This is a genomic window from Geodermatophilus sp. URMC 61, from assembly GCF_052931555.1.
This window is the reverse complement of record NZ_JBRFHZ010000002.1, coordinates 105,815-129,264: the sequence shown is the minus strand read 5'-3', so window position 1 is coordinate 129,264 and position 23,450 is coordinate 105,815. Positions and strand designations below refer to the sequence as shown.

General features: G+C 74.1%; 23 protein-coding genes. 12 read left to right on the top strand and 11 right to left on the bottom strand.

All coding sequences use genetic code 11. The features are described from left to right. Window positions 1-129: 129 nt before the first annotated feature. Complete coding sequence (locus ACU610_RS00660) at window positions 130-861, bottom strand: hypothetical protein (RefSeq protein ID WP_446765804.1); 732 nt, start codon at window positions 859-861, stop codon at window positions 130-132. A 501-nt stretch (window positions 862-1,362) separates the two neighbouring features. On the opposite strand from ACU610_RS00660, the gene ACU610_RS00655 reads away from it, so the two are divergent. The 3 genes from ACU610_RS00655 (at window position 1,363) to ACU610_RS00645 (ending at window position 4,817) form a co-directional block, all read left to right on the top strand. Continuing rightward, a complete protein-coding gene (locus ACU610_RS00655) occupies window positions 1,363-2,406 on the top strand; it encodes an IS110 family transposase (protein ID WP_446765803.1) in 1,044 nt (347 codons plus the stop codon). Between the two features lie 1,020 nt (window positions 2,407-3,426). Beyond that, a complete protein-coding gene (locus ACU610_RS00650; protein ID WP_089305213.1) occupies window positions 3,427-3,642 on the top strand; it encodes an excisionase family DNA-binding protein in 216 nt (71 codons plus the stop codon). Window positions 3,643-3,683: 41 nt separating this feature from the next. Then, a complete protein-coding gene (locus ACU610_RS00645; protein ID WP_446765802.1) occupies window positions 3,684-4,817 on the top strand; it encodes a site-specific integrase in 1,134 nt (377 codons plus the stop codon). Between the two features lie 435 nt (window positions 4,818-5,252). Here the strand turns inward: ACU610_RS00645 and ACU610_RS00640 are convergent, their stop codons facing one another. Further along, window positions 5,253-5,696 carry a hypothetical protein gene (locus ACU610_RS00640; protein ID WP_446765801.1) on the bottom strand — a complete coding sequence of 148 codons (444 nt, stop codon included), beginning with the start codon at window positions 5,694-5,696 and terminating at the stop codon, window positions 5,253-5,255. Between the two features lie 194 nt (window positions 5,697-5,890). Continuing rightward, window positions 5,891-7,102 (bottom strand): serine hydrolase domain-containing protein, encoded by a 1,212-nt coding sequence (locus ACU610_RS00635; protein ID WP_446765800.1) that lies wholly within the window; start codon window positions 7,100-7,102, stop codon window positions 5,891-5,893. 636 nt (window positions 7,103-7,738) lie between these two features. Between ACU610_RS00635 and ACU610_RS00630 the strand changes: the two genes are divergently transcribed. Both ACU610_RS00630 and ACU610_RS00625 read left to right on the top strand, forming a co-directional pair. Further along, window positions 7,739-8,764, top strand: coding sequence for a hypothetical protein (locus ACU610_RS00630; RefSeq protein ID WP_446765799.1), 1,026 nt, complete (start codon window positions 7,739-7,741; stop codon window positions 8,762-8,764). A gap of 91 nt (window positions 8,765-8,855) precedes the next feature. After that, the gene (locus tag ACU610_RS00625) at window positions 8,856-9,152 is read left to right on the top strand and encodes a hypothetical protein (protein ID WP_446765798.1); all 297 of its coding nucleotides are present in this window, start codon (window positions 8,856-8,858) and stop codon (window positions 9,150-9,152) included. Between the two features lie 302 nt (window positions 9,153-9,454). Here the strand turns inward: ACU610_RS00625 and ACU610_RS00620 are convergent, their stop codons facing one another. Both ACU610_RS00620 and ACU610_RS00615 read right to left on the bottom strand, forming a co-directional pair. Beyond that, window positions 9,455-10,252: an alpha/beta hydrolase family protein gene (locus ACU610_RS00620; protein ID WP_446765797.1), complete on the bottom strand. Its 798-nt coding sequence runs from the start codon at window positions 10,250-10,252 to the stop codon at window positions 9,455-9,457. Between the two features lie 246 nt (window positions 10,253-10,498). Continuing rightward, on the bottom strand, window positions 10,499-11,653 hold the full coding sequence (locus ACU610_RS00615; RefSeq protein ID WP_446765796.1) for a threonine synthase: 1,155 nt from the start codon (window positions 11,651-11,653) through the stop codon (window positions 10,499-10,501). Window positions 11,654-11,831: 178 nt separating this feature from the next. Between ACU610_RS00615 and ACU610_RS00610 the strand changes: the two genes are divergently transcribed. After that, window positions 11,832-12,977 carry a glycosyltransferase gene (locus tag ACU610_RS00610; protein WP_446765795.1) on the top strand — a complete coding sequence of 382 codons (1,146 nt, stop codon included), beginning with the start codon at window positions 11,832-11,834 and terminating at the stop codon, window positions 12,975-12,977. A gap of 208 nt (window positions 12,978-13,185) precedes the next feature. Here the strand turns inward: ACU610_RS00610 and ACU610_RS00605 are convergent, their stop codons facing one another. From ACU610_RS00605 to ACU610_RS00595, 3 genes are all read right to left on the bottom strand, one after another. Next, window positions 13,186-14,163: a sigma-70 family RNA polymerase sigma factor gene (locus ACU610_RS00605; protein WP_446765794.1), complete on the bottom strand. Its 978-nt coding sequence runs from the start codon at window positions 14,161-14,163 to the stop codon at window positions 13,186-13,188. Window positions 14,164-14,298: 135 nt separating this feature from the next. Beyond that, complete coding sequence (locus ACU610_RS00600) at window positions 14,299-14,430, bottom strand: hypothetical protein (protein ID WP_446765793.1); 132 nt, start codon at window positions 14,428-14,430, stop codon at window positions 14,299-14,301. Between the two features lie 52 nt (window positions 14,431-14,482). Then, on the bottom strand, window positions 14,483-16,129 hold the full coding sequence (locus ACU610_RS00595; protein WP_446765792.1) for a hypothetical protein: 1,647 nt from the start codon (window positions 16,127-16,129) through the stop codon (window positions 14,483-14,485). A gap of 225 nt (window positions 16,130-16,354) precedes the next feature. Here ACU610_RS00595 and ACU610_RS00590 point away from each other — a divergent pair, with 225 nt between their 5' ends. The 5 genes from ACU610_RS00590 to ACU610_RS00570 all read left to right on the top strand — a co-directional run bounded on the left by ACU610_RS00590 (window position 16,355) and on the right by ACU610_RS00570 (window position 20,624). Beyond that, entirely contained in the window at window positions 16,355-17,638 is a 1,284-nt protein-coding gene (locus tag ACU610_RS00590) for a sensor histidine kinase (RefSeq protein WP_446765791.1), read from the top strand. Beyond that, window positions 17,626-18,270, top strand: a complete 645-nt coding sequence (locus ACU610_RS00585) for a response regulator (protein WP_446765790.1) — start codon at window positions 17,626-17,628, stop codon at window positions 18,268-18,270. The genes ACU610_RS00590 and ACU610_RS00585 overlap by 13 nt, the downstream gene beginning before the upstream one ends. 17 nt (window positions 18,271-18,287) lie before the next feature. Continuing rightward, a complete protein-coding gene (locus ACU610_RS00580) occupies window positions 18,288-18,530 on the top strand; it encodes a hypothetical protein (RefSeq protein ID WP_446765789.1) in 243 nt (80 codons plus the stop codon). A gap of 62 nt (window positions 18,531-18,592) precedes the next feature. Continuing rightward, complete coding sequence (locus ACU610_RS00575) at window positions 18,593-19,342, top strand: MBL fold metallo-hydrolase (protein ID WP_446765788.1); 750 nt, start codon at window positions 18,593-18,595, stop codon at window positions 19,340-19,342. A 40-nt stretch (window positions 19,343-19,382) separates the two neighbouring features. Continuing rightward, entirely contained in the window at window positions 19,383-20,624 is a 1,242-nt protein-coding gene (locus ACU610_RS00570) for a GNAT family N-acetyltransferase (protein WP_446765787.1), read from the top strand. Here ACU610_RS00570 and ACU610_RS00565 read toward each other — a convergent pair. Next, on the bottom strand, window positions 20,621-21,112 hold the full coding sequence (locus tag ACU610_RS00565) for a ribose-5-phosphate isomerase (RefSeq protein ID WP_446765786.1): 492 nt from the start codon (window positions 21,110-21,112) through the stop codon (window positions 20,621-20,623). The two genes, ACU610_RS00570 and ACU610_RS00565, sit on opposite strands and share 4 nt — an antisense overlap. Before the next feature lie 26 nt (window positions 21,113-21,138). On the opposite strand from ACU610_RS00565, the gene ACU610_RS00560 reads away from it, so the two are divergent. Continuing rightward, the gene (locus ACU610_RS00560) at window positions 21,139-21,816 is read left to right on the top strand and encodes a DUF429 domain-containing protein (protein WP_446765785.1); all 678 of its coding nucleotides are present in this window, start codon (window positions 21,139-21,141) and stop codon (window positions 21,814-21,816) included. A 50-nt stretch (window positions 21,817-21,866) separates the two neighbouring features. Here ACU610_RS00560 and ACU610_RS00555 read toward each other — a convergent pair whose 3' ends face one another. Both ACU610_RS00555 and ACU610_RS00550 read right to left on the bottom strand, forming a co-directional pair. After that, entirely contained in the window at window positions 21,867-22,622 is a 756-nt protein-coding gene (locus ACU610_RS00555; RefSeq protein ID WP_446765784.1) for an SDR family oxidoreductase, read from the bottom strand. A gap of 130 nt (window positions 22,623-22,752) precedes the next feature. Next, window positions 22,753-23,415: a mycothiol-dependent nitroreductase Rv2466c family protein gene (locus tag ACU610_RS00550; RefSeq protein ID WP_446765783.1), complete on the bottom strand. Its 663-nt coding sequence runs from the start codon at window positions 23,413-23,415 to the stop codon at window positions 22,753-22,755. Window positions 23,416-23,450 lie beyond the last annotated feature (35 nt).

Genomic DNA, 23,450 nt, shown 5'->3' with positions numbered 1-23,450 from the left:
CGTCAGCGATACGTCGTCGAGGCCCGGAAACTCACCGGGGCACCTCGAGTTTCACTACGGCGTCATGGTTCTCCTCAGTTCGGCTGCGCGGGGGCAACTGCCTCTGCACGTCGCTGAGGCGCAGGTGGCTCAGGGCGTTGCTGTGACTGCGGCGAGCGGACGCACCAGCGGTTGCGCCCTGGGCAGGTCGGCCGGTGTGAACAGCCGCAGGTCGGTGGGGTTCCGGCGGTCTCGAACGAGCAGGACCGGCACGATGCCGGCTGCCTGGTTGCCGAGGGCCTCAACGAGGAGGTCTACGGCGGCCTGAGTCGACTTGGTCGGCTTAACCTCTGCCGCGGGTGCCGCCGGCCCGAAGGCGGCCAGATCGGTGACGGTCGTGTCGCCGAAGTCGACGGGGCCGTCATGCAACGCCAGCCAGCGGGCTACTTGCTCGGCAGTGAACAGCTGGTAGTCGCCGTCGCTGGTCTTGTAGGGGGCCTGACTGAAGTCGCGGGTGATGAGGTCCTGAAGGGCAGCGTGGACAGGTGTGTCAGCTCTGACCTGATGGGCCGGGACTGCAATCTCGCCGATCCTCGGTGGCTGATGGCTCAGCCGGCTGCTGACGATCTGCACCAGCTCGACCAGCGCGCCGGTGGGGACCGCGAGCGGCACGTTGCCGGACAGCGGGGTGCTGTGGGTCAGGGCGTTGCGGATCTTGCGGGCGCCGTCGAGCTGGCTGTGCTCCCGATTGCTGATGTCACCGCGGCGGCGCAGCTCCGCGAGGGCGGCTTCGATCTCCCGCGGGCCGGTGGCATGGCTGGCGAGGGTCTCGAGGTAGCGCCAGGCGGCGTCAAAGGCTTCGAGGTCGCTGCTGGTCGCCATGCTCGGACTGTAGGTCGATGGACCGGTGCCCCGGTGGACCACACGACCGGCGCTCTCTCGACGGCGTGGACAACCCGCCAGCGCCCCGCCCCTACTTGACCGTAATCCGCGAGGTTCTCACCAAGGTGGCCACGGGCTCATTCGATGGCGATGTGACCGCGTCAGCGGCCTGCAAGACGTACCCCGGCGACCGCCTACGCGGAGTGACCTGCGCCCAGCCGATCAGCACTGTAGATCCACAAGATCGCGAGCCGACACACCTCATGCACCTCAGGTTGGATGGGCCTCGCCCCGGTATCGACGGGGTCCGCGCCGCCGTCGGGAAGGCTCTACCTTTTGCTGCCCGGCTCTCGGGCTGAGGCTCTGTTGAGTGGGTGCCTCCCGGCGGCGGTTCCAGTCCGGGCAGCTGACGCTCGATAGAGGCGTGGGGACGCGGCTCGTGGTCCCTTGAGGTGCTCGCGCTCTGCCCGGCCGCGGTCGACATCGGGAGCGGAGGCTCGAGTGTTCGCAGGAATCGACAGCCACAAGGACACGCTCGCGGTCGCGGTGATCGACGCCGCCGGGCGGGTGGTCACCGTCCGGCAGGTGGCCAACGAACCGGCCGGGTTCACCGTCCTGGCTGACCTGGTTGCCGAGCACGCGGTCGTGCGGGTCGGCATCGAGGGCTCGGCCAACTTCGGCTGGGCCGCCGCGATGCACCTGGTCGAGACCGGCGTAACCGTGGTGGAGGTGCCGCCGCTGATGACCTCCCGGGAGCGGCAGTCCCGACCGGGGCAGGGCAAGACCGATCCGGTCGACGCGGTCGCCATCGCCCGGATCACCGCCCGCGAGACGTTCCTGCCGCCGGTGCGCCCGATGGACGGGCTGCCGGCCGACCTGCGGGTGCTGATGGACTTCCGCGAGCAGCTCATCGACGAGCGCACCGCCCTGGCCAACCGGATCCACGCCGACCTGGGCTGGCTGCACCCGGGCTATCAGCGCCGGCTGCCGCGGCTCACCCAGCCGGCGCATCTGCAGGCGGCGCTGGCGCTACTGCAGAACGACTCCAGCATCCGGGCGGCGGTGACCCGCAGGCGGCTGCAGCGGATGGTAGAGATCAACGCCGAGCTGGCCGGCCTGCGCGCCCAGATCGCCGAGTTGGTGGAGCAGTCTGGCACGACCCTGACCGGCATCTATGGCGTCGGCGTGTTCGTCGCCGCGCGGATCCTGGCCGAGGTCGTCGACGTCGGTCGCTATCCGACCCGGCACACCTTCGCCGCCGCGAATGGCTCCGCGCCGATTCCGGCCTCCTCCGGGCGGACCGTGCGGCATCGGCTCAACCGTGGCGGCAACCGGCAGCTCAATCGGGCGCTCTACACGATCGCGATCACCGAGATCCGTGCCGACACCGAGGGCCGCGTCTACTACGAGCGCAAACGCGCCGAGGGCAAGACCAGCCGCGAGGCGCTGCGCTGCCTCAAGCGCCGGCTCTCCGACGTCGTCTACCGGACCCTGCGCGCCGACCAGGTGGCCGACGCGCCCATTCCGATCCCCGTCGCGGCCTGACGGGCGGTGGACGTGAGGCCGGCACATGGGACACGGCTCTACGGCCTCAGCCGGCTGCGTGGCAGGACTTCCAGTCCCTCTCCCGCTCTTCGCCTCAGCCTGACTCCCACGCCCACCGCAGCCCTCAACGTAGAACTCCGGCGGCACTAGACATAGAGGCCCACTCTGGCGCAGCTGACTCGTTGTGACGAGTTCGCCGACGCCAACAGGCGGAGCTAGGCCGCCTCGCCGGGGTGTGTGCTCCTGCCTTTTGCACCAGGGCAGTCCGGTCACCAGATGACTTCGACGGCGCCGGTCTCAGCGACCGCGGCGATGGCGCGATCCTTCATGCCCAGCGGAGCCCCGTGATCGATCGCCGCAGAGTTGATTAGCCGGTCTCATGGGTCGCGGAGTGCGGCCAACTCCGCGGAGTCGAAGTGGGGCACCGCTGGGGCCGTGATCGGGACCGCGCTGGTGGTCGAGCTCGGGTCCTCCGTGACCGCCCAGATGCGTCGGACGTCGTCTGGGCTGAACCGGCCGGCTCTATGGCGGTAGTGCAGGTCAAGTCGGCTCGCCAGGGAGACGGCGATGCCGCCGTCGGGGTGGTGCTGGGCCCGCTCGAGCGTTCCCGGGCCGCGTACTCAGGCGCTCGTCGGCCTCGAGGAACTAGACGAGTGCATGTCGTGTCAGCGACGACCCTCACCGATCGGCAGAGGTCGGGCCCGACTCGACGTCCTCCACTGCGAGGCGGCTGGCAGCTTCGAAGTCCTTCCAGGACACCTGACGGACCTCCCCGGAGCACGCCATAGACCCGGCGGATCTGCGGACGTTCGACCTGGGCCACGATGCGCAGGTGCGCGCCCCGGCTACACCATGGCGCGCAAGCTCCTCGGGTGCGATGCCGCCGTCAGTACCCACCACGACCTCGAAGCCCGCGTCCGCACTCATCGCGTCGAAGGGTCACACGGTCAGACGCCGAAGGAAGGACGACCGGAGGATCACCGGAGGTCCACAGGAGGATCACCGGCGACGCTAGATCCCATGACGACGCGAGCGGCACAGGATCGGCATTCCGACCGCGACCCGCTCCTGACCGTCGCGCAGGCCGGCGAGTACCTCGGTACCGGCGAGCGGTTCATTCGCCGGCTCATCACCGAGCGCCGGATCGACTACGTCAAAGTCGGCAAGTATGTGCGCCTGGAGCGCTCGACGCTAGACGCCTTTGTGGATTCCGGCCGCGTCCACAGCCAGCGGTGATCGTCGAGGACGCGAGCTGAGGTACCCGTCAAGGTCTCGACGTGGCCAAGCGGACGTTCGGGTCGGTCGACCGGCTCCCGAGTGGCCGCTACCGCGCCCGGTACCTCGGCCCTGATGGTCGGCGCCACACCAAAATCTTCGGCACCAAGGCCGACGCCTGGGCGTGGCTGGCAAGTCAGCAGACCGACCTCCTGCGGAAGAGCTGGCGAGCGCCGAACGCCAGCAGCCGCGCCGTCGGCGAGTACGCCGAGGACTACCTCGCCCGCAATGACCTCCGCGAGGGCACCCGCGTCCTCTACGCCGGCCTGTGGCGTCACCACCTCGCCGAGCCATGGGCGGACGTTCCCGTCGGCGAGGTCACCCCCGCCGCCGTCCGCTCCTGGCACGCCAAGGCCGGCCGGACGACGGGCCCGACAGCACTGGCGCAGTCGTATCGGCTCCTGCGCGCCATCCTCAACGTCGCGGTTGCCGACGAAGCCATCGCGTCCAATCCATGCCGGTTGCGGGGCGCCGGCACGCCCAAGGCCACCCGGCCGTCTCGCGCACTCACCGCCGCAGAAGCACTGCAGCTTGCCGACCAACTGGGGCGGGACCGGAGGACCGCTCGCTACCGCGCCCTGCTGCTCGTCCTCGCCTTCGGCGGGCTCCGGTTCGGTGAAGCCACGGCCCTGCGCCGATCCGACGTCCTGTCTGGCGGCCGGCTGCGCGTCGAGCGTTCGGTGCGACGCGTTGGCGGCCGGTGGGTGCTCGGCGAACCGAAGACCGACGCCGGACACCGGACGGTGACCCTCCCCGCCGCGGTCGCGGCGGTACTGGAGGAGCACCTGGAGAAGCACGTCCCGACTCCTTCGGACGCCCTCCTGTTTGGCACCAGTACCGGCGGCTACCTCGCCCGCAGCAACTGGAACTCAACCTTCCGCCGCGCCGCCGACGCCATCGGGTTGCCGCCGGTCCGGCCACACGAACTCCGTCATACCGGCGCCACCCTGGCCGCTGCTACCGGAGCGACCACGAAAGAGCTCATGCGCCGGCTCGGTCACTCCTCCCCCGCCGCCGCGCTCCTCTACCAGCACGCCGCCGACGACCGCGATGCCGACATCGCCCGGGCCCTTGACGCCATGCTCGGTGCTATCACCAAGGCACCGGAGAGCAACGGCGACCAGCGGCCGGAGTGATGCCGACCGAGAGGCGATTGGTCACATAGTGGTCACGTGGACCCTCTTGGGGAGCGCAACAAGCCGCTGACCAGAGCCTATAGGTCTACAGCGCCCCGCCTTCCAAGCTGGCCATGCGGGTTCGATTCCCGTCACCCGCTCCACGTCTAACCGCAGGTCAAGACGCCTGTTAGGCCTACTGGAGAAGGTCTGGAGGACCCTCCCGAAGACCGTTTCAGGCCCCCGGAGACCCCTGTTTTCCGCTGCGTGGGTCATGAATGGGTCACGCCGCCGAGCCACATGCAGCCTGGTGAGGACCTTGTCGGGCCGACGGACATGACTTCGTGACCCAGCTGGGTCACGAAGTTCCCTCTGCTGGCCAGTTGCCAGGTTCCGCCGGCGGCCACGGACTCAAGCTCACACGTGGCCGGAGCGGTTCGAACCGATCACGCCGCGTTAACGCGATCCCGGGATAGGCCGACGCCGGCCGGGGTCGCCGGCGCAGTCGTTCCCGGGCGCCGGCCAGGTCGCCGTCGTGGACGCCGCGGTCATAGGCGTAGATGAACCCGACGCGAGGATCGTCTTCATCTGCTTCGACCGGCCGCACCGGGCGACGAAGACCCGGCCGGGCTCGTTGACCCAGACCTCCTCGACCTCCGGGTCGTCCAGCCACCGCTGCAGCGGCCCGAACCCGGCCACCCGGTCCAGCACGTCCCGGACCACCGCGTCGGGATCACCGATCGGCGGCAGCGCCGAGGCCAGCGAGCGCTCCGAGTAGTCGGCCACCACGTCCCGCACCAGCAGCCGGACCGGCCCGGGATCGGTGAACGGGTCCAGCCCGCGCCGGCGGATCAGCTCCCGCACCTCGCCGTCGACGACCTCCAGCGCACTGGTGGGCACGGCACCCCCGTCATCGAGCTCGGTCAGGACGACGACGGACAGTAGGCCGACTCAGCGGTCCACGGGCGCCGGTCACCACGATCTGTGGACGACGGACCGACCGCCCCACCCGGTCGGGTGTCAGCCGGCGGGCGGGGTGTCTGGCCGCGGATGGCGACGCCGTGTCAGCAGCCGAGGGAACCGCTGCGCCGGGGTCAGCTCCCCGACGGCATCGGGGGCGCGTCGTCAGGCGCCACCACGGCCCCGATCAGGCGGAAGAGGCGGTCGGCGGCGTTGGGGTAGTTCCCCTGCGCGTCGAACGCCTCGGGGAGGTAGGTCGCGACCACCGCGATGGCGACGTCCTGGGAAGGCAGGTAGGCAGCGGTGCCGCTGAGGCCGCTCAGCTGGGGGTTCTGCAGGATCCACGAGCCCGAGCGGACCACACCGAGCCCGAAGTTGTACCCGTCGACCTGGGTGAAGCAGGACGGGGCACAGCCGGGATCCGGGTGCCCGAAGCCCAGCAGGTGGGGCCCGGTCATGGCGTCGTGGCTGGACCTCGACAGCAGCGCGCCGGTGCCGACCTGCGCCGCGGTCGTCGCCAGGTCGTCGATGGTGGTGGTCTGGTTGGCCCCGACGGGAGTGCCCCACTGCGTGTTCCAGAACGTCGACTCCTCGTAGAAGGGAGTCGACGGCGGGATGCCGAGGGCCGCCCGCCGTTCCGAGCTGTAGGTGTGCAGGACGGGGGCGGGGATGTCGGAGAACTGCGTCGCAGTGGTCCCGGTCAGGCCCATCGGGTCCAGCACCTCCTCGCGCAGGAGGGTGTCCAGTGGCTTGCCGCCGATCTTCGCGAGGATCTCGCCGAGGACCATGAAGTTGGTGTGCGCGTAGCTCCAGTTCGTGCCGGGTGCGAAGTGCACCGGGCGGTCGAACGCGTAGGCCAGCCGCTCCTCGAACGTCCAGACGTGGAACGGGTCGGCGTTCCAGGCGGCCTCCCAGGCCGGATAGGTCTCGTAGTCGGGGTAGCCGGAGGTCTGGTTCGCCAGCATCCGCAGCGTGACCTGGTCGGCCGCCGGCAAGGTCGGCATCCAGCGGGTGATCGGGTCGTCGAGCCCCACCCTGCCCTCGTCGACGTACTTCATGAGCAGCGTGCCGAGGTAGGCGAAGGCGATGGCGCCGTTCCGGACGTGCATGTCGGTGCTGACCGGCACCCCGTCCATCGACGTGCCGAAGGCCGCGGAGGTTACGACCTGATCGCCACGGGTCACCTTGACCAGGACCGCTCGGAGGTGCCCCTCGGCCATCGCGTCCTGGACGACGTCCGCGACGGCGTCCGCCGATGACGACGGGGCCGCGTCCGCGGATGGTGTCGCCGGGGCTGCCGTGGCCGGCACCGCCAGCCCCAGCACCGCCAGGGCGACGCCTGCCACGAGGGCTCGTCGCCCCCTCCGGACCCTGCACCTGCTGCACACCGTCACGAGACCCTCCTGCGGGTCATTGGCACCGTCCGTGGTAGCCGACCCGGCGGGTCGCGGCGAGGAGTGTTGCACCAGCGTTGCAGCACCGGGAGGTCCGCGCCTCCGCGGTCGGGAGGCTGTTGGTCGCGTCGCTGTCACCGGCCGTGGGGAGCACCGCCTGGTCGGGCCGGTCGACCTCCTTCCCACGTCGCGCCGCTGGACCCAGCGGCTGCGGAGGCCGCGGACGCGGGACCCCGCCGAGGCGTCCCGCCTCGGGGATGACCCCCGACGGCAGGGGTGGGTGTGCACGGCACACCCTCAGAGGAGCAGCGCCACGTGGGTGTGGCGCAGGTCCTGCAGCCGGGTCACGGAAACTGCCCTTGAGCAGCCGTGCCGGACCCGCCCACCCCCGAGCGGGTCGGGCGCCGTGGAGTGCTTGCTCAGGCAGTCCGCTCGCGCGGTATCGGGCCGTGGACCTACTCGTGCGACGGGCCGGCCGTCGTTGTTCGCGGGGCTCACCGACACGGGGCGGCACGCGCTGGTGGCCGAGGTGGCGCGGCAGGAGGCCAACGCCCGCGCAGCCCGGGGCCGGCTGGCGGTGCGCCCGGCATGAGCCTGGAGGCCAACCTGCTGGAGGTGCGGTACCGGCGGCTGTTGCGCCTGCTGCCCGAGCCCGCCCGGTCCCGCTGGACCGATGACATGGTCGCGACCTACCTGACGGCGAGCACCGCGAATGACCCGGAGTACGCCGAGTTCGGCAGCCCGACGCTGGCCGACCGCGTGGACGTCTGGCGCCTGGCGCTGCGGCTGCGGCTGGGGGCCCCGGGGGCGACGGTGCGTGCGGTGGTGGCCGGGCAGACGTTGCGGCTCGTGGCCCTGATCGGCAGTGCCGCGCTGGCGGCCCAGGCTCTGCTCGGGCTGGCCGTGACGGCCTGGTGGTACGGCCTGCTGCCCGGTGTCCCCGCCCCGGCACTGACTGCGCCGTTCTCGTTCGGCCCGGGGGATGCGCTCGTCCGCGCCCTGGACGTGCTCATCGTCGCGCTGGCGGTGTGCCTGTTCGGCGGAGTGCAGGTCGCCCGGCCACTCGCCGTCGGCATCCTCCTCGGCGAGGTGCTGGTGACGCTGGTGCAGGCCTCCGGGCCGTCGATCGTGTCGGCCGCGCTCTGGCTGGCGACGATGGCGGTTCCGCTGCTCGCCGCCGGGCTCGTGCCCGCGCAGCCGGTGCCCCGCAGGCTCCGGTGGCTGGTCGGCCTGGCGGCGCTGGGCACGGTCCTGCTACCGGGCACCGCTGTCGCGTGGTGGGCCGCCAGCGGGCAGCCGGACCAGCCGAGCGCCTGGCTGGTGGCTCTGACCCAGCCGACCGGCCCGTGGGCGGTGGCCGTGGTGGCCGCGGGGGTGGTCGTGCTCACCCGACGGTCCGCCACGCCGGCCGCACGGTTGGGCGTGGCCGCCCTGGGGCTTGCCGTGCTGCCTGCCCTGGCCAACCAGCTGGCGTTCGGCGAGCCGGCCTGCTTCCAGGCGGTCGTCGCCACCGAGCTGGTCCTCACCGGCGCGACGGTGTTCGTCACCGGGCTCGCCGGCGGCCGAGCCGTGCAGGCACTGCCGGCCGGAGTCACCGGCGACGGGAACGGCTGACGTTCACCCCGAGCCGTCGAGTCACACGACGAGGAACTGGGAGGCTTGTCCGATGGGGGATGTCGTACGGGGACTTCGGCAAGCGCTGGTCATGCTGGTCTTCTCGGCCGCGGCGGGACTCGTCGCTGCGGGGCTGTGGTCCGCCGTGCAGGGCGGCGGGTTCCGGTCGAAGGCCGGGATCGCGTTGATGGTCCTCGCCGGCCTCCTCAGCCTCACAGGCGGCACTGCGCTCTCCCGGGCCACCACCCTCGAGACCCGAGCCTTCCTCGGCATGGGACCGGATTTCGAGGAGCCCGCCAGCGGCGAAGGACTGACCGCCCTGGGGGTCTTCCTGTTCGTGTCGCTGCCACTGTTCCTCGTCGGTGGCCTGCTGTTCGGCCGGGGCTGACAGCGGCGAGCCACCCCCAGCGGGCCGCTCCGGCGCACCCGCCCGGCCACCGGTGCACATGGCGGGGAACGGGCGGTTGTCTGTCATCTTCCCGCCGTACGCCACAGCTTCTGGTGAGGAGGGCAGGCGTGGGGCATACGGCCTGAGCCGACGACGAGCACGCCCTGCTCGGGCAGCGGCCACAGCCGCTCGCCAAGGGCCAGCAGCCGGTCGGGGTCCTCGGTCGGCAGGCTCAGCTGTAGCACCGGGACGCCGGCGGCCGGGTACATGATCTTCGGCTCGTCCTCACATGGCGGTACCAGCTAGCGCACATCGGCGAGGTGGCGTCGGAACCACGTGGTCAGGCCCGCGTCCACCTCGCGGGCCAGCGGCAGCTGCGGCGCGGGCTCGATGCCGGGCTCGTCGGCGAGCGGATGCGCCAACCCAGGGATCGACAGCAGTTCGGCGCCCTCGCCCAGGGCGTCGACCAGGCGGAGCGCGTCGGCACGCAGCGCCGGGTGGTCCAGCTCGCCGCTGACCACCAGCAGCGGCGCGCGACCGGCGATGACGCCCGCCCTGGCGACGAAGTCCAGGCTGTCGACGGCCTTCTCCGACTCGGCGTCATACGGGTAGTCGCCTGGGAACAACTCGACGACCGACCGCATCCGGATGGCGCCGTTGACGACCGCGCCGGCGAAGACGGGTATCTCGGTGTCGGCCAGGATCCGCAGCGCGACGGCACCGCCCAGCGAGCCGCCGAGCACGCCGATGGGGCCGTCATCGACCGGCAGCTGGGCACGGATCGACGCCAGCGCGGCCGGGAACTCCTCGGTCGCCTGTCGGACGAACGGATACAGGTAGGACATCAGGGGGTCCGTGCGGATCAGCTCCGCGATGGCGTCCGTGCTCCCGTCGACCATGCGCGCACCGCACATCGGCATGCCCAGATGCACCCGCCACGCGGGCAGGTCGGTCATCGGCAATGCGGCGGCGAACGCGGCGTTCGACCTCGGCGCGTCCAGCATGTGCCAGGTGACGATCAGCGGCGCGGGACCGTCGTCGGCCGGCGGCAACGCGGTGAACGGCACGCCGGCGGCCGTGCCGGTGATCGGTGCGTGCATGCGCCCACGGTAGGTCTGCGGCAGCGTGCCCGGACCCGGTCGCGCTGGCGGCAGAAGACTGCGCTATCAGGCCGACGACCGGGCGTCCCGTTCCAGCGCCCCCTGGCGGTGCGCCTGCGCAATCCCAGGCCCCGCCTGGGCATCGGCGCCTTCACCACCGCGGTCAAGGTCCTGTCCAGCCCGGTCCTCGGCGCCCTGGGAGACCAGGTCTGCGCGCGTCCGGCCGACCAGCCGCAGCTCCCCCGACTACGCGGACCCGGCCTCCTGCTGATCGGCCAGCAGCCGCGCCATCGCGTCGCCGGCCTTCAGGCCGGAGCCGGTGAGGACCAGGACGACGCGGTCGCCGGCCGACACGTGGCCCTCCCGTGCGAACTGCTCGAGCGCGGGGACGACCTGACCGCAGGTCGGCTCGACGTACAGGCCGGTCGCGGCGAGCGCCAGGGTCGCGGCGCGCAGGTCCTCCTCCCGGACCGCGGTGGCCGACCCGCCACTGTCCCGGATGGCCGCGAGCACCTCACGGTCGCGGACCGGCCGGGCGATGGCGGTGCCCTCGGCGATCGTCGGCTCCCAGGTGCGCGGCTCGACGGTGTCGCGACCGGCCGCCAGCGCCTCGACCAGCGGGCTGCACCGGGCGGGCTGGGAGACCAGGATCCGGGGCACATGGGTGATCTCACCGGCCCGCTGCAGCTCGGCGAACCCGGTCGCGCAGCCGAGCACGAGGCTCCCCGCACCGGCCGGGAGGACGACGGCGTCGGGCGCGGTGAAGCCGAGGTCCTCCCAGATCTCGTAGGCGATGAGCTTGGTGCCCTGGAGGAACATCGGGTGCCAGTTGTGGCTGGCGTAGAAGCGCTCCTGCGACCGGCGGACGGCCTCGTCGGCGGTGTCCTGCCGGCTCCCCGGGACCAGCTCGACCGTGGCGCCGTGCAGGCGGCTCTGCAGGACCTTGGCCGGCGACGTCGACGCCGGGGCGAGGATGAGCGCGTCGATGCCGGCCGCCGCGCTGTAGGCGGCCACCGAGGACCCGCCGTTGCCGCTGGAGTCCTCGAGCAGCGCGGTCACGCCCTGGGCGCGCAGGGCGCTGACCATCACGGAGACCCCGCGGTCCTTGAAGCTCGCGGTGGGGTTGACCGCCTCGACCTTGACCGCGACGTCCAGCCCGGCGAGCCGTCGCGGCAGCAGCGGCGTCCGGCCCTCGCCGAGGGTGACCGGTGGCAGGTCGGGCAGCGGCAGCGCCGCCCGGTACCGCCACTGCGACGGCACCATCGCGTCGATCGCGTCCCGGGTGATGCCGGGCAGCGGCTCGACCACGAGCGGTGACCCGTCGTCGCCGCACCAGCGCGGCTCGTCCAGGGGATAGCGCCGGCCGGCGCGGTCGACGACGGCGGGCGGGGTGGTGGGCATCGGGGTCTCCCTGCGTCGTGCCGTCGGGACGGATGGCCTGGTCGCGGACCGGGACCCCAGCCTCGCGCACGCCGCGGCGCGACCGGGACGGCGCCCGGCCGGGGGTCCGGGACAGCGCCGAGCGGTTATGGTCGGCGGCGCCTGAGCCCGCGGGCCCCGCCGTCCCCCGGAGCGCCCCATGACCGGCTCCCGGCTGCGCCCCCCCGCCCCCGCACCCAGCGCCGGCACCCCTCGGCCGCTGTCGGTGCTCCTGGTCGTCGACTCCCTCGACGGCGGCGGCGCCGAGCGCTACGTCGTCGACCTCGCCGTGGCGCTGCGCCGGCGTGGGTGGCCGGTGCACGTGGCCTGCTCGGTGGGCGGGATCCGCGCCGCGGCCCTCGCCGACGCCGGGGTGCCGGTCACCGTCCTGCTCGACGAGCTGGTCAAGCGACGGGTCAGCGGCCGGTACGAGCGCGCGCTCACGCAGCTGGTCGCGGACCTGCGGCCGGCCGTCGTGCACGCCCACCTGTTCGCCAGCGCGGCCGCCGCCGTGCACGCCGTCCGCGACCGGTCGGTGCCGCTGGTGGTCACCGAACACACGGAGGGGCCCTGGCGGGACGGCCGGGCGCGCGCGGTGAGCGGCCTGGTCTACCGGGACGCCGACCTGGTGGTCGCCGTCTCCTCGGCGATCCGGGACCTGCTGGTGACCGGCTACGGGGTCGCACCCGAGCGGGTGGAGGTGCTCCTGCCGACGACGGCCGCACCGCCCGTCGTGGCGAGCCGGTCCGCGGACCCGGGACGGCCGGTGGTCGGGGTGGTGGGCCGGCTGGTCCCGGAGAAGGGCGTCGACGTCTTCCTGCGGGCCGCCACGCTGGCGTCGGCCGTCGTTCCGCAGGCCCGGTTCCTCGTGGTCGGCGACGGGCCGCTGCGGCCGGACCTCGAGCACCGCGCGGCGGTGCTGGGGCTCGCCGACGCGGTCACCTTCACCGGGTACCGCTCCGACGCGCCGCGCCTGCTCGCCGGCCTCGACGTGCTCGCCGTGCCCTCCCGGTCCGACGGCTCCCCGTTGGTGGTCTGCGAGGCCATGGCCGCGGGCGTGCCGGTGGTCGCCAGTCGGGTGGGCGGGCTGCCCGACCTGATCGAGGACGGCGGCAGCGGGCTGCTGGTGCGCCCGGGCGAGGCCGAGGACCTGGCCCGTGCACTGGTGTCACTGCTGCTCGACCCGGAGGCGGCCCGGCGGCTGGGCGCCCGCGGTCGCCGGCTGGCCGCCGGCCGCTCGCACGAGCGGCTGGTCGACCGGATGACGCAGCTGTACGCGGGCGTGGCCCGGGCAGCAGCCGGCTGACCGGGGTCGGCGCACCACGGTCGCCCGGTACGGCGCGCCGGCCTCGGCGTGGGTGTTCTACTCCCCCACCTGGCGGCCTGGTCGAAGGTGCCCGTCCGCAGCCGGGTGCCGTCGAGCGGAACCACTCCCCGTGGACTCCGGGCGGCCGTCGACGACCGGATCCCGGGCACGCGGTGAGCCGTCGCGGTGCCCCCGGTGGGGTCCTCGTTCACCCCGGCGGCTCGACCGGCAGGCCGAGCCGCCGGAACAGGTCGTTATCGAGGTCGAGGAAGCTGGAGATGTGCGCGACGCGGCCGGCGCGCACCTCGAGCACGTGCAGCGCCCACGGCTCGTGCCCGCCACCGGCGCGGGGGCGGTACTGGGCGAAGGCCGGGGCCCCGTTGGCGAGGGTCGGCAGCACCCGGGAGCCGCGGCAGTTCGCGCCCGGGCCGAGCATCCAGGTGCCGATGTCGGCCCGGCCGCGCAGCCACATCACGAACGGCGGCATGTGCTGCGTGGCGTCCTCGTGCAGCAGCCCGACGAGGGCCTCGATGTCGTAGCGCTCGAAGGCGTCGACGTAGCGCTCGAGCAGGGCGCGCTGGACGTCGTCCAGCGGCTCGGTCTCGTCCTCGCCGCCGACCTCGGCCATCGTGGCGCGGGCCCGCTGCAGCGCGCTGTTGACCGACGCGACGGTGGTGTCGAGCAGCTGGGCGACCTCGTCGGCCCGCCAGCGGAGCACCTCGCGCAGCAGCAGCACGGCCCGCTGGCGCGGTGGCAGGTGCTGCAGCGCGGAGACGAAGGCCAGCCGGATCGACTCCCGCTGCACGGCCTGCTCGGCGGGGTCGGCGTCCTCGGCCACGACCTGCCGGTCGAGCACCGGCTCGACCCACGCCGTCCCCGGTCGGCGGACGGCCAGCGAGGCCTCGACCGGCTGCCACGGGGAGCCGGTGAGGTCCATGGGCAGCGCCCGCCGCTGTCGGCCGGAGAGGTGGTCGAGGCAGACGTTGGTGGCGATCCGGTACAGCCAGGAGCGCAGCGCCGAGCGGCCCTCGAAGTCGGCCAGGCCGCGCCAGGCGCGGACCATCGTCTCCTGCACGGCGTCGTCGGCGTCGAAGGCCGACCCCAGCATGCGGTAGCAGTAGCCGGTCAGCTCCCGGCGGTGCTCGAGCAGCCGCGGGTCCAGTTCGTCGGTGAGCACGGTCGTCACGGGTCCTCCTCGGGCGCGGGCCGCGACAGCTCACCACAGGACACCGACGGAACGGGAGGTCCCGTCGCCCGGCGGAGGACGCTCCCCGTCCGCCCGGGCGGGCCGGGCGGACGGGGCCCCTGCGGGGGTCCTCCCTCACGGGACGAGCCGCGTCCCGCCCACCTCCAGCTCCCAGCTCTCGACGGGGAAGTCGGCGGGGTCGACCACGCCGACGGCCTGCGCGTCGTCGATGAGCAACTGCCGGATCTCCCGCTGCTCGTCGTACACGACCGATGCTCACACGAGAGGTGATACTCCGTCGCAGCGGGTGATGGACGAGCTACTGGTAGCTGATCAGGTTCGGTCGCGGCTCGACGGCGACCGTCTGCTCCGGGGTGAGCATCGGCTGGTCCTCGTCGTAGAAGTTCTTCCACCCCCAGGCGACCTCGTCCGGCTCGGTCTGCCGCAGCGTCCGCCACGTCTCCTGCTTCGACCCCTGCGGGCCCTGGCCGTCGGCGTGCACCATGAGTGCCAACTCGTCGCGGGAGGTGTCCAGCCGGTCGCGGTCCGGGATCATCCGCACCTGGAACTGGTGCAGCAGGAGGAGCTTCTGCGGCAGGTCGTCGGCCCGGGTCAGGTCGGCCAGCCAGGTGACGACCCGGTTGACCTCGTCGATCGACACCGACCCGATCTGATTCAGGTGCACCTCGTTCGGGCCCAGCCGCCACTCCGGGTCCAGCGCCAGCCCGACGTGCGGCAGCTCCAGCAGCGAGCGGTACCGCTCGGCCTGGGTCACGAAGTCGGTGCGCCCGGGCTGCAGGTCGACGACCACGTACATGCCCGCCTCGCCGGCCGCCTCGACCCAGGGCCGCAGCTCCTCGACCGGCAGCTCGGTGGAGTAGTTGCCGTCCGGCCCGGCCACCGAGGAGGCGACGCTGGCGATGACCTCGAAGGCGGGGACGACGGTGGCGTCCGGCACCAGCGGCTCGTAGTCGGCCGCGTGGGCCCGCGCCCGCTCGATGGAGGCCGGCAGGTCCTGCTCCCCCAGGACGCCCAGCGCGCCGGTGCCCGGGCTGCCGTACAGCGCCACGAGGAAGTGCTGCGGGAAGAGCAGCTGGCCGCCGCCGGGCAGCTGCCGACCGGTGGCGGCGGTCTCGAGCTTCCAGTCCAGCCCCTCCTCGGCGCCGAAGCCGGCGCCCAGCGCCACCACGGTCCCCGGCTGCTGCTCGCCCAGCAGCTCCACCAGCTCGGCCGAGCCGCGCGGGTCGGTGCCCCCGTCGGTCAGCTGCACCCGCGCCCCGGCGGCCCGGGCGGTCGCCACGCCGGCCAGCGCCTCCGGGGCGCCGGTGGTCACGACGACGGTGTCCTCGAGCGGCCCGGCGCGCTCGACGGCGGGCAGCTCGCCGTCCCCGGCCTCGCCGCCGGCCGGCCCCGTGCCGGCGGGCTGGAGCGCGGCCGGCTGCTCGGGGTCCAGGTCGGCGACCGCGGCGACCGCGCCGGCGGCGTCCACCTGCTGTGCCTCGCCCAGCTCCAGCCCGGTGGCCTCGGCGACGGCGTCCGGGGCGGCGGGGACGGCCACCACCTCGGATCCGCCGTCGCCGCCGGCGTCGCCCTCGGCGGCCCCGACGGCGAGCACCGTCGTGGTGCCGAGGCGCTCCAGCTCGCCGCTCAGCGCGTCGGCGGTGCCGCCGCCGGCCGGCTCGAGCAGCAGCGGGACGCCGAGGCCGGTGGCGGCCGAGGCGCCCAGCAGCGTGCCTGCGTCGTCGCCGTCGCGGGCGACGACGACGACCTCCGCGCGGTCGAAGAGCGCCCGGCTGGCGGAGGCGGCCGAGGCGACGGGGTCCTCGTCGGCCACGAGGGTGAGGCGGGCGTCGGGCGCGGAGGTCGCCACACCAGCGGCCGGCTCGGCCTCGTCGCCCGAGGCCGCGCCACAGCCGCTGACCAGCAACACCACGGTCACGGCGACCGGCACCGTCGGAGAGCGCACGGCTCCCTCCCCCCGGCCGGGCACACGGTCGCGCGGGAGCACGACGGCGGTGGCCGTGCCCGGCCTCCGGCGACCCTAACGACGCACCGGCCCTGGACAGCCGACATCCTCCCTCGGGAGCATCGCGACCGAGATGAGCCGCACCCCGCTGTCGGGTCAGCCCGACACCCGATCGACCGGCTGGCAGGCTGGGTCCTCCCGCCCGTCCCGGCCAGGCTCGACGGCATGACCACAGACACCGCCGTCCTGCCGACCGTGGCCCCGACACCGCACGCCCCGACCCGAGCGCACGGGTGGTTGCGGCAGCTCGGGATCGACACCGGCTACGCACTCCTCGCCTTCCCCCTGGCCGTCGTCGGCTTCGCCGTCGTGGTCACCGGCCTGGCGGCCGGCACCGGGCTGCTGGTCGTGTGGGTGGGCGTGGCCGTCCTCGCCGCGACGCTCCTGGCGGCCCGGGGGTTCGCCGGCGTCGAGCGGGCCTGGCTGCCCGGCGTCCTCGGGACCCCGCTGCCCCGCCCGGCCTACCGGAGGGCGGAGGGGCGCGCGGTCCGCCGGCTGACCACGCCGCTGCGCGACCCCCAGTGCTGGCTGGACGCGCTGCACGCCGTGCTGCGCTTCCCGGTCGCCCTGGTGGCGTTCGTGCTCACCGTCACCTGGTGGGCGGGAACCCTGAGCGGGCTGACCTACGGCCTCTGGGACTGGGCGCTGCCCGACGCCTCCACCGACCCGGACGACACCGACCTGCTCGAGCTGCTCGGGTTCGAGTCGTCGGCGTGGTCGCGGATCGCCTTGTACACGCTCATCGGCGCCGTCTTCGCCGTCCTGCTGCCGTTCGTCGTCCGCGGGGTGGCGCTGCTGCAGGCCACCCTCGGGCGGGTGCTGCTGACCTCCCGCGCCGCCACGCAGGCCGAGCTCGGCCGCCTGGCCGAGGGGCGGGACGCCGCGGTCGCCGCCGAGGCGGTGGCGCTGCGCCGGCTGGAGCGCGACATCCACGACGGGCCGCAGCAGCGCCTGGTGCGGCTGGGGATGGACCTCGCCCGGGCCCAGCGCCAGCTCGACCGCGACCCCACCCCCGCCCGGGCGACCCTGGGCGAGGCGGTCGACCTGGCGCACGAGGCCCTGGAGGAGCTGCGCGCGCTCTCGCGGGGCATCGCGCCGCCGGTGCTGGCCGACCGTGGCCTGGCTGCCGCGCTGGCCGCCGTCGCGGCGCGCTCCCCGGTGCCCGTCGAGCTCGCCGTGGACCTGCCCCGGGAGCGGCTGGCCCCCGCCGTGGAGCACACCGCGTACTTCGTGGTCAGCGAGGCGCTGGCGAACGTGGCCAAGCACAGCGGCGCGACGACCTGCCGGGTCACCGTCGAGGACGACGGTCGTGGCGGCGCGGTGACGGCGCCGGGACACGGCCTCGCGGGGCTCGCCGACCGGCTGCGCGCGGTGGACGGCGTCCTGACCGTCGACAGTCCGCCCGGCGGACCCACCCGGCTGGTCGCGGAGCTGCCGTGCGGGTCGTGATCGCCGACGACTCGGTGCTGCTCCGGGAGGGGCTGGTGCGGCTGGTCGAGGAGGAGGGGTGCGAGGTCGTCGCCGCCGTCGGCGACGGCCCCGGGCTGGTGCGGGCGGTGGTCGAGCACCGGCCCGACGTCGCCGTGGTCGACGTCCGGATGCCCCCCACCCACACCGACGAGGGGCTGCGGGCCGCGGTGGAGGCCCGGGCCGCCGTCCCCGGCACGGCGGTGCTCGTGCTCTCCCAGTACGTCGAGGTGGCCTACGCGGACGAGCTGCTCGCCGACGGCCGCGGCGGGGTCGGCTACCTGCTCAAGGACCGCGTCGCCGACCTCGACTCGTTCCTGGCCGCGCTGGCCGGCGTCACCGCCGGCGGCACCGTGCTCGACCCCCAGGTGGTCGCCCAGCTCTTCGCCCGTCGCCGCGCCGACGACCCGGTGCGCCGGCTGACGCCGCGGGAGCGCGAGGTGCTCGGCCTGATCGCCGAGGGCCACTCGAACGGCGCGATCGCCCGGCGGCTGGTGGTCACCGAGGGCGCCGTCGAGAAGCACACCCAGCGGATCTTCGCCAAGCTCGGTCTGACCCAGGACGAGGACCAGCACCGCCGGGTGATGGCGACCCTCGCCTACCTGCGCCACTGACCGGGAGGTCACCCACGGTGGAACCCGACGACGCTCCCGAGGTCCGAGTCCTCAACACCAACGTGTCGATGTCGCGGCACAAGGCGGCGGCGCAGGCCGTGCACGCCGCCCTGGCCGCGTTCGGGATCCCCCACGGGCGGGTCGTCGTGCTGGGCGGCCGGCCGGACGAGGTGGCCGCGATGGACGTCGTCGTCCGGGACGCCGGCCGCACCGAGGTGGCACCCGGGACCCTGACCGCCGGCGCCACGGTGGTCCGCTGACGGCTCCCCGCTGCCCGCGGCACCGTCGCGGCCGGCCGGGGGGACGGACGGGAGGAGTGGGCGTGGGTGTGCGACAGGGTGACGTCGTCCAGGTGGCCGAGGCCGTCTTCTGGGTCCGCGGGACCCTCGTGAACTGGTACCTGCTGCAGGACGGCCGGGACCTGACCCTGGTCGACACCGGCTACCCCGGCGACGCCGACGACGTCGAGGCCTCCATCGGGCTGACCGGCCACCGACCCGAGGACCTCCGTGCCGTCCTGATCACGCACGCCCACACCGACCACCTCGGTGCGGTGGCCCGGCTGCACGACCGGTACGGCACCCCCGCCTACGCCGACCCGGTGGAGGTGCCCCACGCCCGGCGCGAGCACCTGGAACAGGTGTCGGTCCCCACGGTCCTGGCGCACGCCTGGCGCCCGCGTGTGGCCGCCTGGGCGCTGCGCGCCCTGCGCAGCGGGGGGACGCGCGACGTGCGCGCGGCCGAGGTCGTCCCCTTCCCCGCCGGTGGAGCGCTGGACCTGCCGGGCGCCCCGGTCCCCGTCCCGACCCACGGCCACACGTCGGGCCACACGGCCTTCCACCTGCCGCGGGCCGGCGTCGTGCTGACCGGGGATGCGCTGGTGACCGGCCACCCGACGTCGGCCCGCCGCGGTCCCCAGCTCCTGCCGGCCTTCTTCCACCACGACACGGAACGGGCGGTTGCGACCCTGGCCGACCTCGCGCGGCTGGACGCCGACGTGGTGCTGCCGGGGCACGGCCCGGCCCACCGCGGTCCGGTGCGCGACGCCGTCCTCCGTGCCCTGGACCGGTAACCGGTCGCACGAGGTCGCAGGCTCCCGGTAGACAGCTCGGGTGACCGACTTCGCCGACCAGCTGCGCCCCGCCACTCCCGAGGACTGGCCGTCGTTCAGCCGGGCCCTGTTCACCGCGTTCGCCGAGGAGCCGCCCGCGTCCTTCGTCGACGCCGTCCCCGCGCACGCGGAGCTGGACCGCTCCCTCGGGCTGTGGGAGGGCGACCGGGTGGTCGCCACGTCCGGCGTCTACAGCCGGGAGCTCACCGTGCCCGGCGGCGTCGTCCCGTGTGCCGCCGTGACCTGGGTGAGCGTCGCGCCCAGCCACCGGCGGCGCGGCGTGCTGACCGCGGTCATGCGGCGCCAGCTCACCGAGATCCACGAGCAGGGGCGCGAGCCGGTCGCGGCGCTGTGGGCCTCGGAGTCCTCGATCTACGGCCGCTTCGGCTACGCGCCGGCCACCGAGCGCGGCAACCTCTCCGGCGATGTCGCCCGGCTGGTGCTGCGGCCGGACGTCGACCTCGGCGCGGGGCGGGTCGAGCAGGTCGGCGTCGAGGACTTCCGCGCGGCCGCCGTGGGCCTGCACGACCGGGTGCGCCGATCCGTGCCCGGCAACCTCGCCCGCGACGCCCACTGGTGGGACCGGGGCCTGGACGACGACCCCACCCAGCGCCACGGCGCGTCCGAGCGGCGCTTCCTGCGGCACGTCGAGCCCGACGGCGCGGTCACCGGCTACGCCGCCTACCGCGTCCGGTCGGCGTGGAGCGACGACGGTCAGCCCGAGGGCACCGTCGTCGTCGAGGAGGTGCGCTCCCTGACGACGCCGGCGTACGCGGCGCTGTGGCGGTTCCTGCTGTCGCTGGACCTCGTCCGCACGATGCGGGCGCCGAGCGCCCCGCCGGACGACCCGCTGCGGCACCTGCTGGCCGAGCCGCGGGCGCTGCGCGCGCAGCCGTACGACGCGCTGTGGGTGCGGCTGGTCGACGTCGGCCGCGCGCTGGCCGCCCGCCGCTACCCGGCCCGGGTCAACCTGGTGCTCGAGGTGCGTGACCGGTTCTGCCCCTGGAACGACGGCCGCTGGGCCCTCGTCGGACACCCGGCCGGCGCCTTCTGCGCCGAGACCGACGCCGACCCCGACCTCGTGCTCGACGTCGAGGCGCTGGGCGCGGCCTATCTCGGCGGGGTGTCGCTGGCGACGTTGCAGGCGGCCGGCCGGGTCACCGAGGTCAGCCCGGGTGCGGTCACCCAGGCCGGGACGGCGTTCCGCTGGCCGGTGACGCCGTGGTGCCCCGACGAGTTCTAGACGGACTCCTCGCGCGTGGGGAGCCCACCTGCAGGACGGCGTCGGTCGCGCTCGTAGTCGGTGATCAGGCCGATCCGGCGCACGTGCCGCTCCTCGCCGCTGAACGGCGTGGCGAGGAAGTGCAGCACCAGCTCGGTGGCCTCCTCGACGCTGTGCTGACGGGCGCCGATCGAGACGACGTTGGCGTCGTTGTGCTGGCGGGCCAGCTCGGCGGTCTCCCGGTTCCACACCAGCGCGGCGCGCACCCCGGGCACCTTGTTGGCCGCGATCTGCTCGCCGTTGCCGGAGCCGCCGATGACCACGCCGAGGCTGCCGGGCTCGGTCACCGTCCGCTCCCCGACCTCGAAGCAGAACGGCGGGTAGTCGTCCTGGGCGTCGTACTCGAACGCCCCGCAGTCGACCGGCTCGTGGCCGGCGTCGGCCAGCGCCTGCTTGAGGTGCTCCTTGAACTCCAGGCCGGCGTGGTCGGTCCCGACGAAGACGCGCATGCCGGGGAGTCTGTCAGGCTGCCGGGATGGCGGTGCTCGGTGTCGACGGCTGGCGCGGCGCCTGGGTCGGCGCCCGGCTGGACGGCCGCACGGTGGAGCTGCTGGCGCTGCCCGACGCAGCCGCTGTCCTCGCCGTGCCGGGCATCGAGGCGGTCGGCATCGACATGCCGATCGGGCTGCCGGACGACCGCCCGCGGGTGTGCGACGACCTGGCCCGCGATCGGCTCCGCCCGTACGGCGCCGCGAGTTCCGTCTTCCCCACCCCGGTCCGGGCGGTCCTGGCCACGGACGACTACGCCGAGGCACGGGCGCTCTCCCGCGCGGCGACTGACCCGCCGCGCGCCCCGTCCGCGCAGTCGTTCCGGCTGGTGAGGGCCATCCGGTCGCTGGACGACGCCCTGGGTGAGCCACCGGCCGACCACGTCGTGGAGGTGCACCCCGAGCTGACCTTCCGGGCGCTCGCCCCCGGGCTCCGGGATGCCAAGGTGACCGCACGTGGGATGGCGCGGCGACTGGCCGCCCTCCGCACGGTCATGGACGTGGACGCGGCCCTGCTGGAGGCCCCGCCGCGGGTGCCGGCCGTGGACGCGCTCGACGCCTGTGCCGCAGCCTGGTCGGCCCGGCGGATCGCCGACGACACCGCGGAGTGCCTCGGGGACGGCGCGGTCGACGCCCGCGGCCGGCCGATGCGCATCTGCTGGTAGGAGGACCCCCTGCCCCCTGGCCGGCTCGAGAGGCGGAGGGGATCCTCTCTTCAGGTCACCCGGCGCACCACCGGCAGAGGCAGCACCCGCAGCAACCCGGCGACCGGACGCCAGGGCCACCCGGGCACGTAGGCGCGCACCGGTTCGCGCTCGATGGCAGCGGTGAGCGCGTCGACGCCGGTGTCGAGGTCGACGGTGAACGGGCCGCGGCGGCCGACGTTGATGTCGGTGGCGATGTAGCCCGGCAGGATCGTCGAGACGACGATCGGCGTGCCGTGGACGTCGGAACGGATGCCCTCGGCGAGGGAGTTGAGCGCAGCCTTGCTCGCGCCGTAGGCGGTGCGGGTGCCGCGCATGCCGCGGATCGAGGCGACCGAGGAGATGAGCACGAGGTGCCCGGCGCCCTGGGCGCGGAAGAGCTCCATCGCGGCCTCGCACTGGGCGTGCGAGCCGAGGACGTTGGTCTGCAGGACGGCGCGGTTGGCCGCGGCGTGCCCGGTGCCGACCGAGCCGCCCTTCCCGATGCCGGCGTTGACGACCGCGCGGTCCAGGCCGCCGAGCCGATCGGCCAGCGCCGGCACGACCGTGGCGACCGACTCGGGATCATCGACGTCCATCGCCGCGACCTCGACCCGGATGCCGGGACGGGCGGCGCGCAGCTCCCGCTGCAGGGCCTCGAGGCGGTCGAACCGGCGGGCGGCGAGCGCGAGGTCACGGCCCATCCCCGCTAAGCGGCGGGCCATGCCCTCGCCGAGGCCGGAGCTCGCGCCGGTGATCAGGATGCGCTGTCGGGCGGGGTGCGGCACCGGCTGAGGATGCCGCACCCCCGGCCCCGCTGCAGGGGCCCTGGCCCCGTCCCGGGCCCCACCCTGAGCGTGCGAAGGGTGGGGAGGGCGGGGTCCTCCCACGAGTGGCGGGGGCAGCGGGGTCCTTCGCTCAGCGGCGGGTGATCTCCAGCGCGTCGGCCGGCACGGAGTCCATGTCGGGCCCGGAGAGCCGGGTCCGCTTGAGCTCCCAGAAGTCGGGGAGGTTGGCCAGCAGGACGGCGCCGTCGAATGCCTTGCCGGCGTCCTCACCGGTGGGCACCTTGCTGATGACCGGACCGAAGAACGCCACGCCGTCGATGTGCATGACCGGGGTGCCGACGTCGTCACCGACCGGGTCCATGCCCTCGTGGTGGCTCTTCTCGAGGGCCTCGTCGTACTCGGTGGAGGTGGCGGCCTCGGCCAGCGAGGCCGGCAGGCCGACCCGCTCCAGCGCGGGGGCGATCAACTCGTCGAGCTCGAGGCCCTCGTGGTGGCGCAGCGTGCCCATGGCCGTGTAGAGGTCGCCGAGGACGTCGTCGCCGTGCTGCTGCGCCGCGGCGATCGCGACCCGCACCGGGCCGATCGCCTTCTCCATCATGCGCTGGTACTCCTCCGGCAGGTCCCGGCCGCGGTTGAGCACCGCCAGGGACATGACGTGCCAGTGCAGGTCGATGTCGCGGACCTTCGCCGCCTCCAGCACCCAGCGGCTGGTCAGCCACGCCCACGGGCACAGCGGGTCGAACCAGAAGTCCACGCGGGCCTTCACCGGCGCGCTCTGCACTGCCTCGGTCATGCGTTCTGCTCCTCGCGTCGTTCCTGCCCGGCGAC

What these genes read in the sequence shown, in the direction of transcription:
- ACU610_RS00660 (WP_446765804.1), bottom strand. Translation starts at nt 861, where the DNA reads ATGGCGACCAGCAGCGACCTCGAAGCCTTTGACGCCGCCTGGCGCTAC.
- ACU610_RS00650 (WP_089305213.1), top strand. Translation starts at nt 3,427, where the DNA reads ATGACGACGCGAGCGGCACAGGATCGGCATTCCGACCGCGACCCGCTC.
- ACU610_RS00630 (WP_446765799.1), top strand. Translation starts at nt 7,739, where the DNA reads ATGAGCCTGGAGGCCAACCTGCTGGAGGTGCGGTACCGGCGGCTGTTG.
- ACU610_RS00625 (WP_446765798.1), top strand. Translation starts at nt 8,856, where the DNA reads ATGCTGGTCTTCTCGGCCGCGGCGGGACTCGTCGCTGCGGGGCTGTGG.
- ACU610_RS00620 (WP_446765797.1), bottom strand. Translation starts at nt 10,252, where the DNA reads ATGCACGCACCGATCACCGGCACGGCCGCCGGCGTGCCGTTCACCGCG.
- ACU610_RS00615 (WP_446765796.1), bottom strand. Translation starts at nt 11,653, where the DNA reads ATGCCCACCACCCCGCCCGCCGTCGTCGACCGCGCCGGCCGGCGCTAT.
- ACU610_RS00610 (WP_446765795.1), top strand. Translation starts at nt 11,832, where the DNA reads ATGACCGGCTCCCGGCTGCGCCCCCCCGCCCCCGCACCCAGCGCCGGC.
- ACU610_RS00590 (WP_446765791.1), top strand. Translation starts at nt 16,355, where the DNA reads ATGACCACAGACACCGCCGTCCTGCCGACCGTGGCCCCGACACCGCAC.
- ACU610_RS00565 (WP_446765786.1), bottom strand. Translation starts at nt 21,112, where the DNA reads ATGCGCGTCTTCGTCGGGACCGACCACGCCGGCCTGGAGTTCAAGGAG.
- ACU610_RS00560 (WP_446765785.1), top strand. Translation starts at nt 21,139, where the DNA reads ATGGCGGTGCTCGGTGTCGACGGCTGGCGCGGCGCCTGGGTCGGCGCC.
- ACU610_RS00550 (WP_446765783.1), bottom strand. Translation starts at nt 23,415, where the DNA reads ATGACCGAGGCAGTGCAGAGCGCGCCGGTGAAGGCCCGCGTGGACTTC.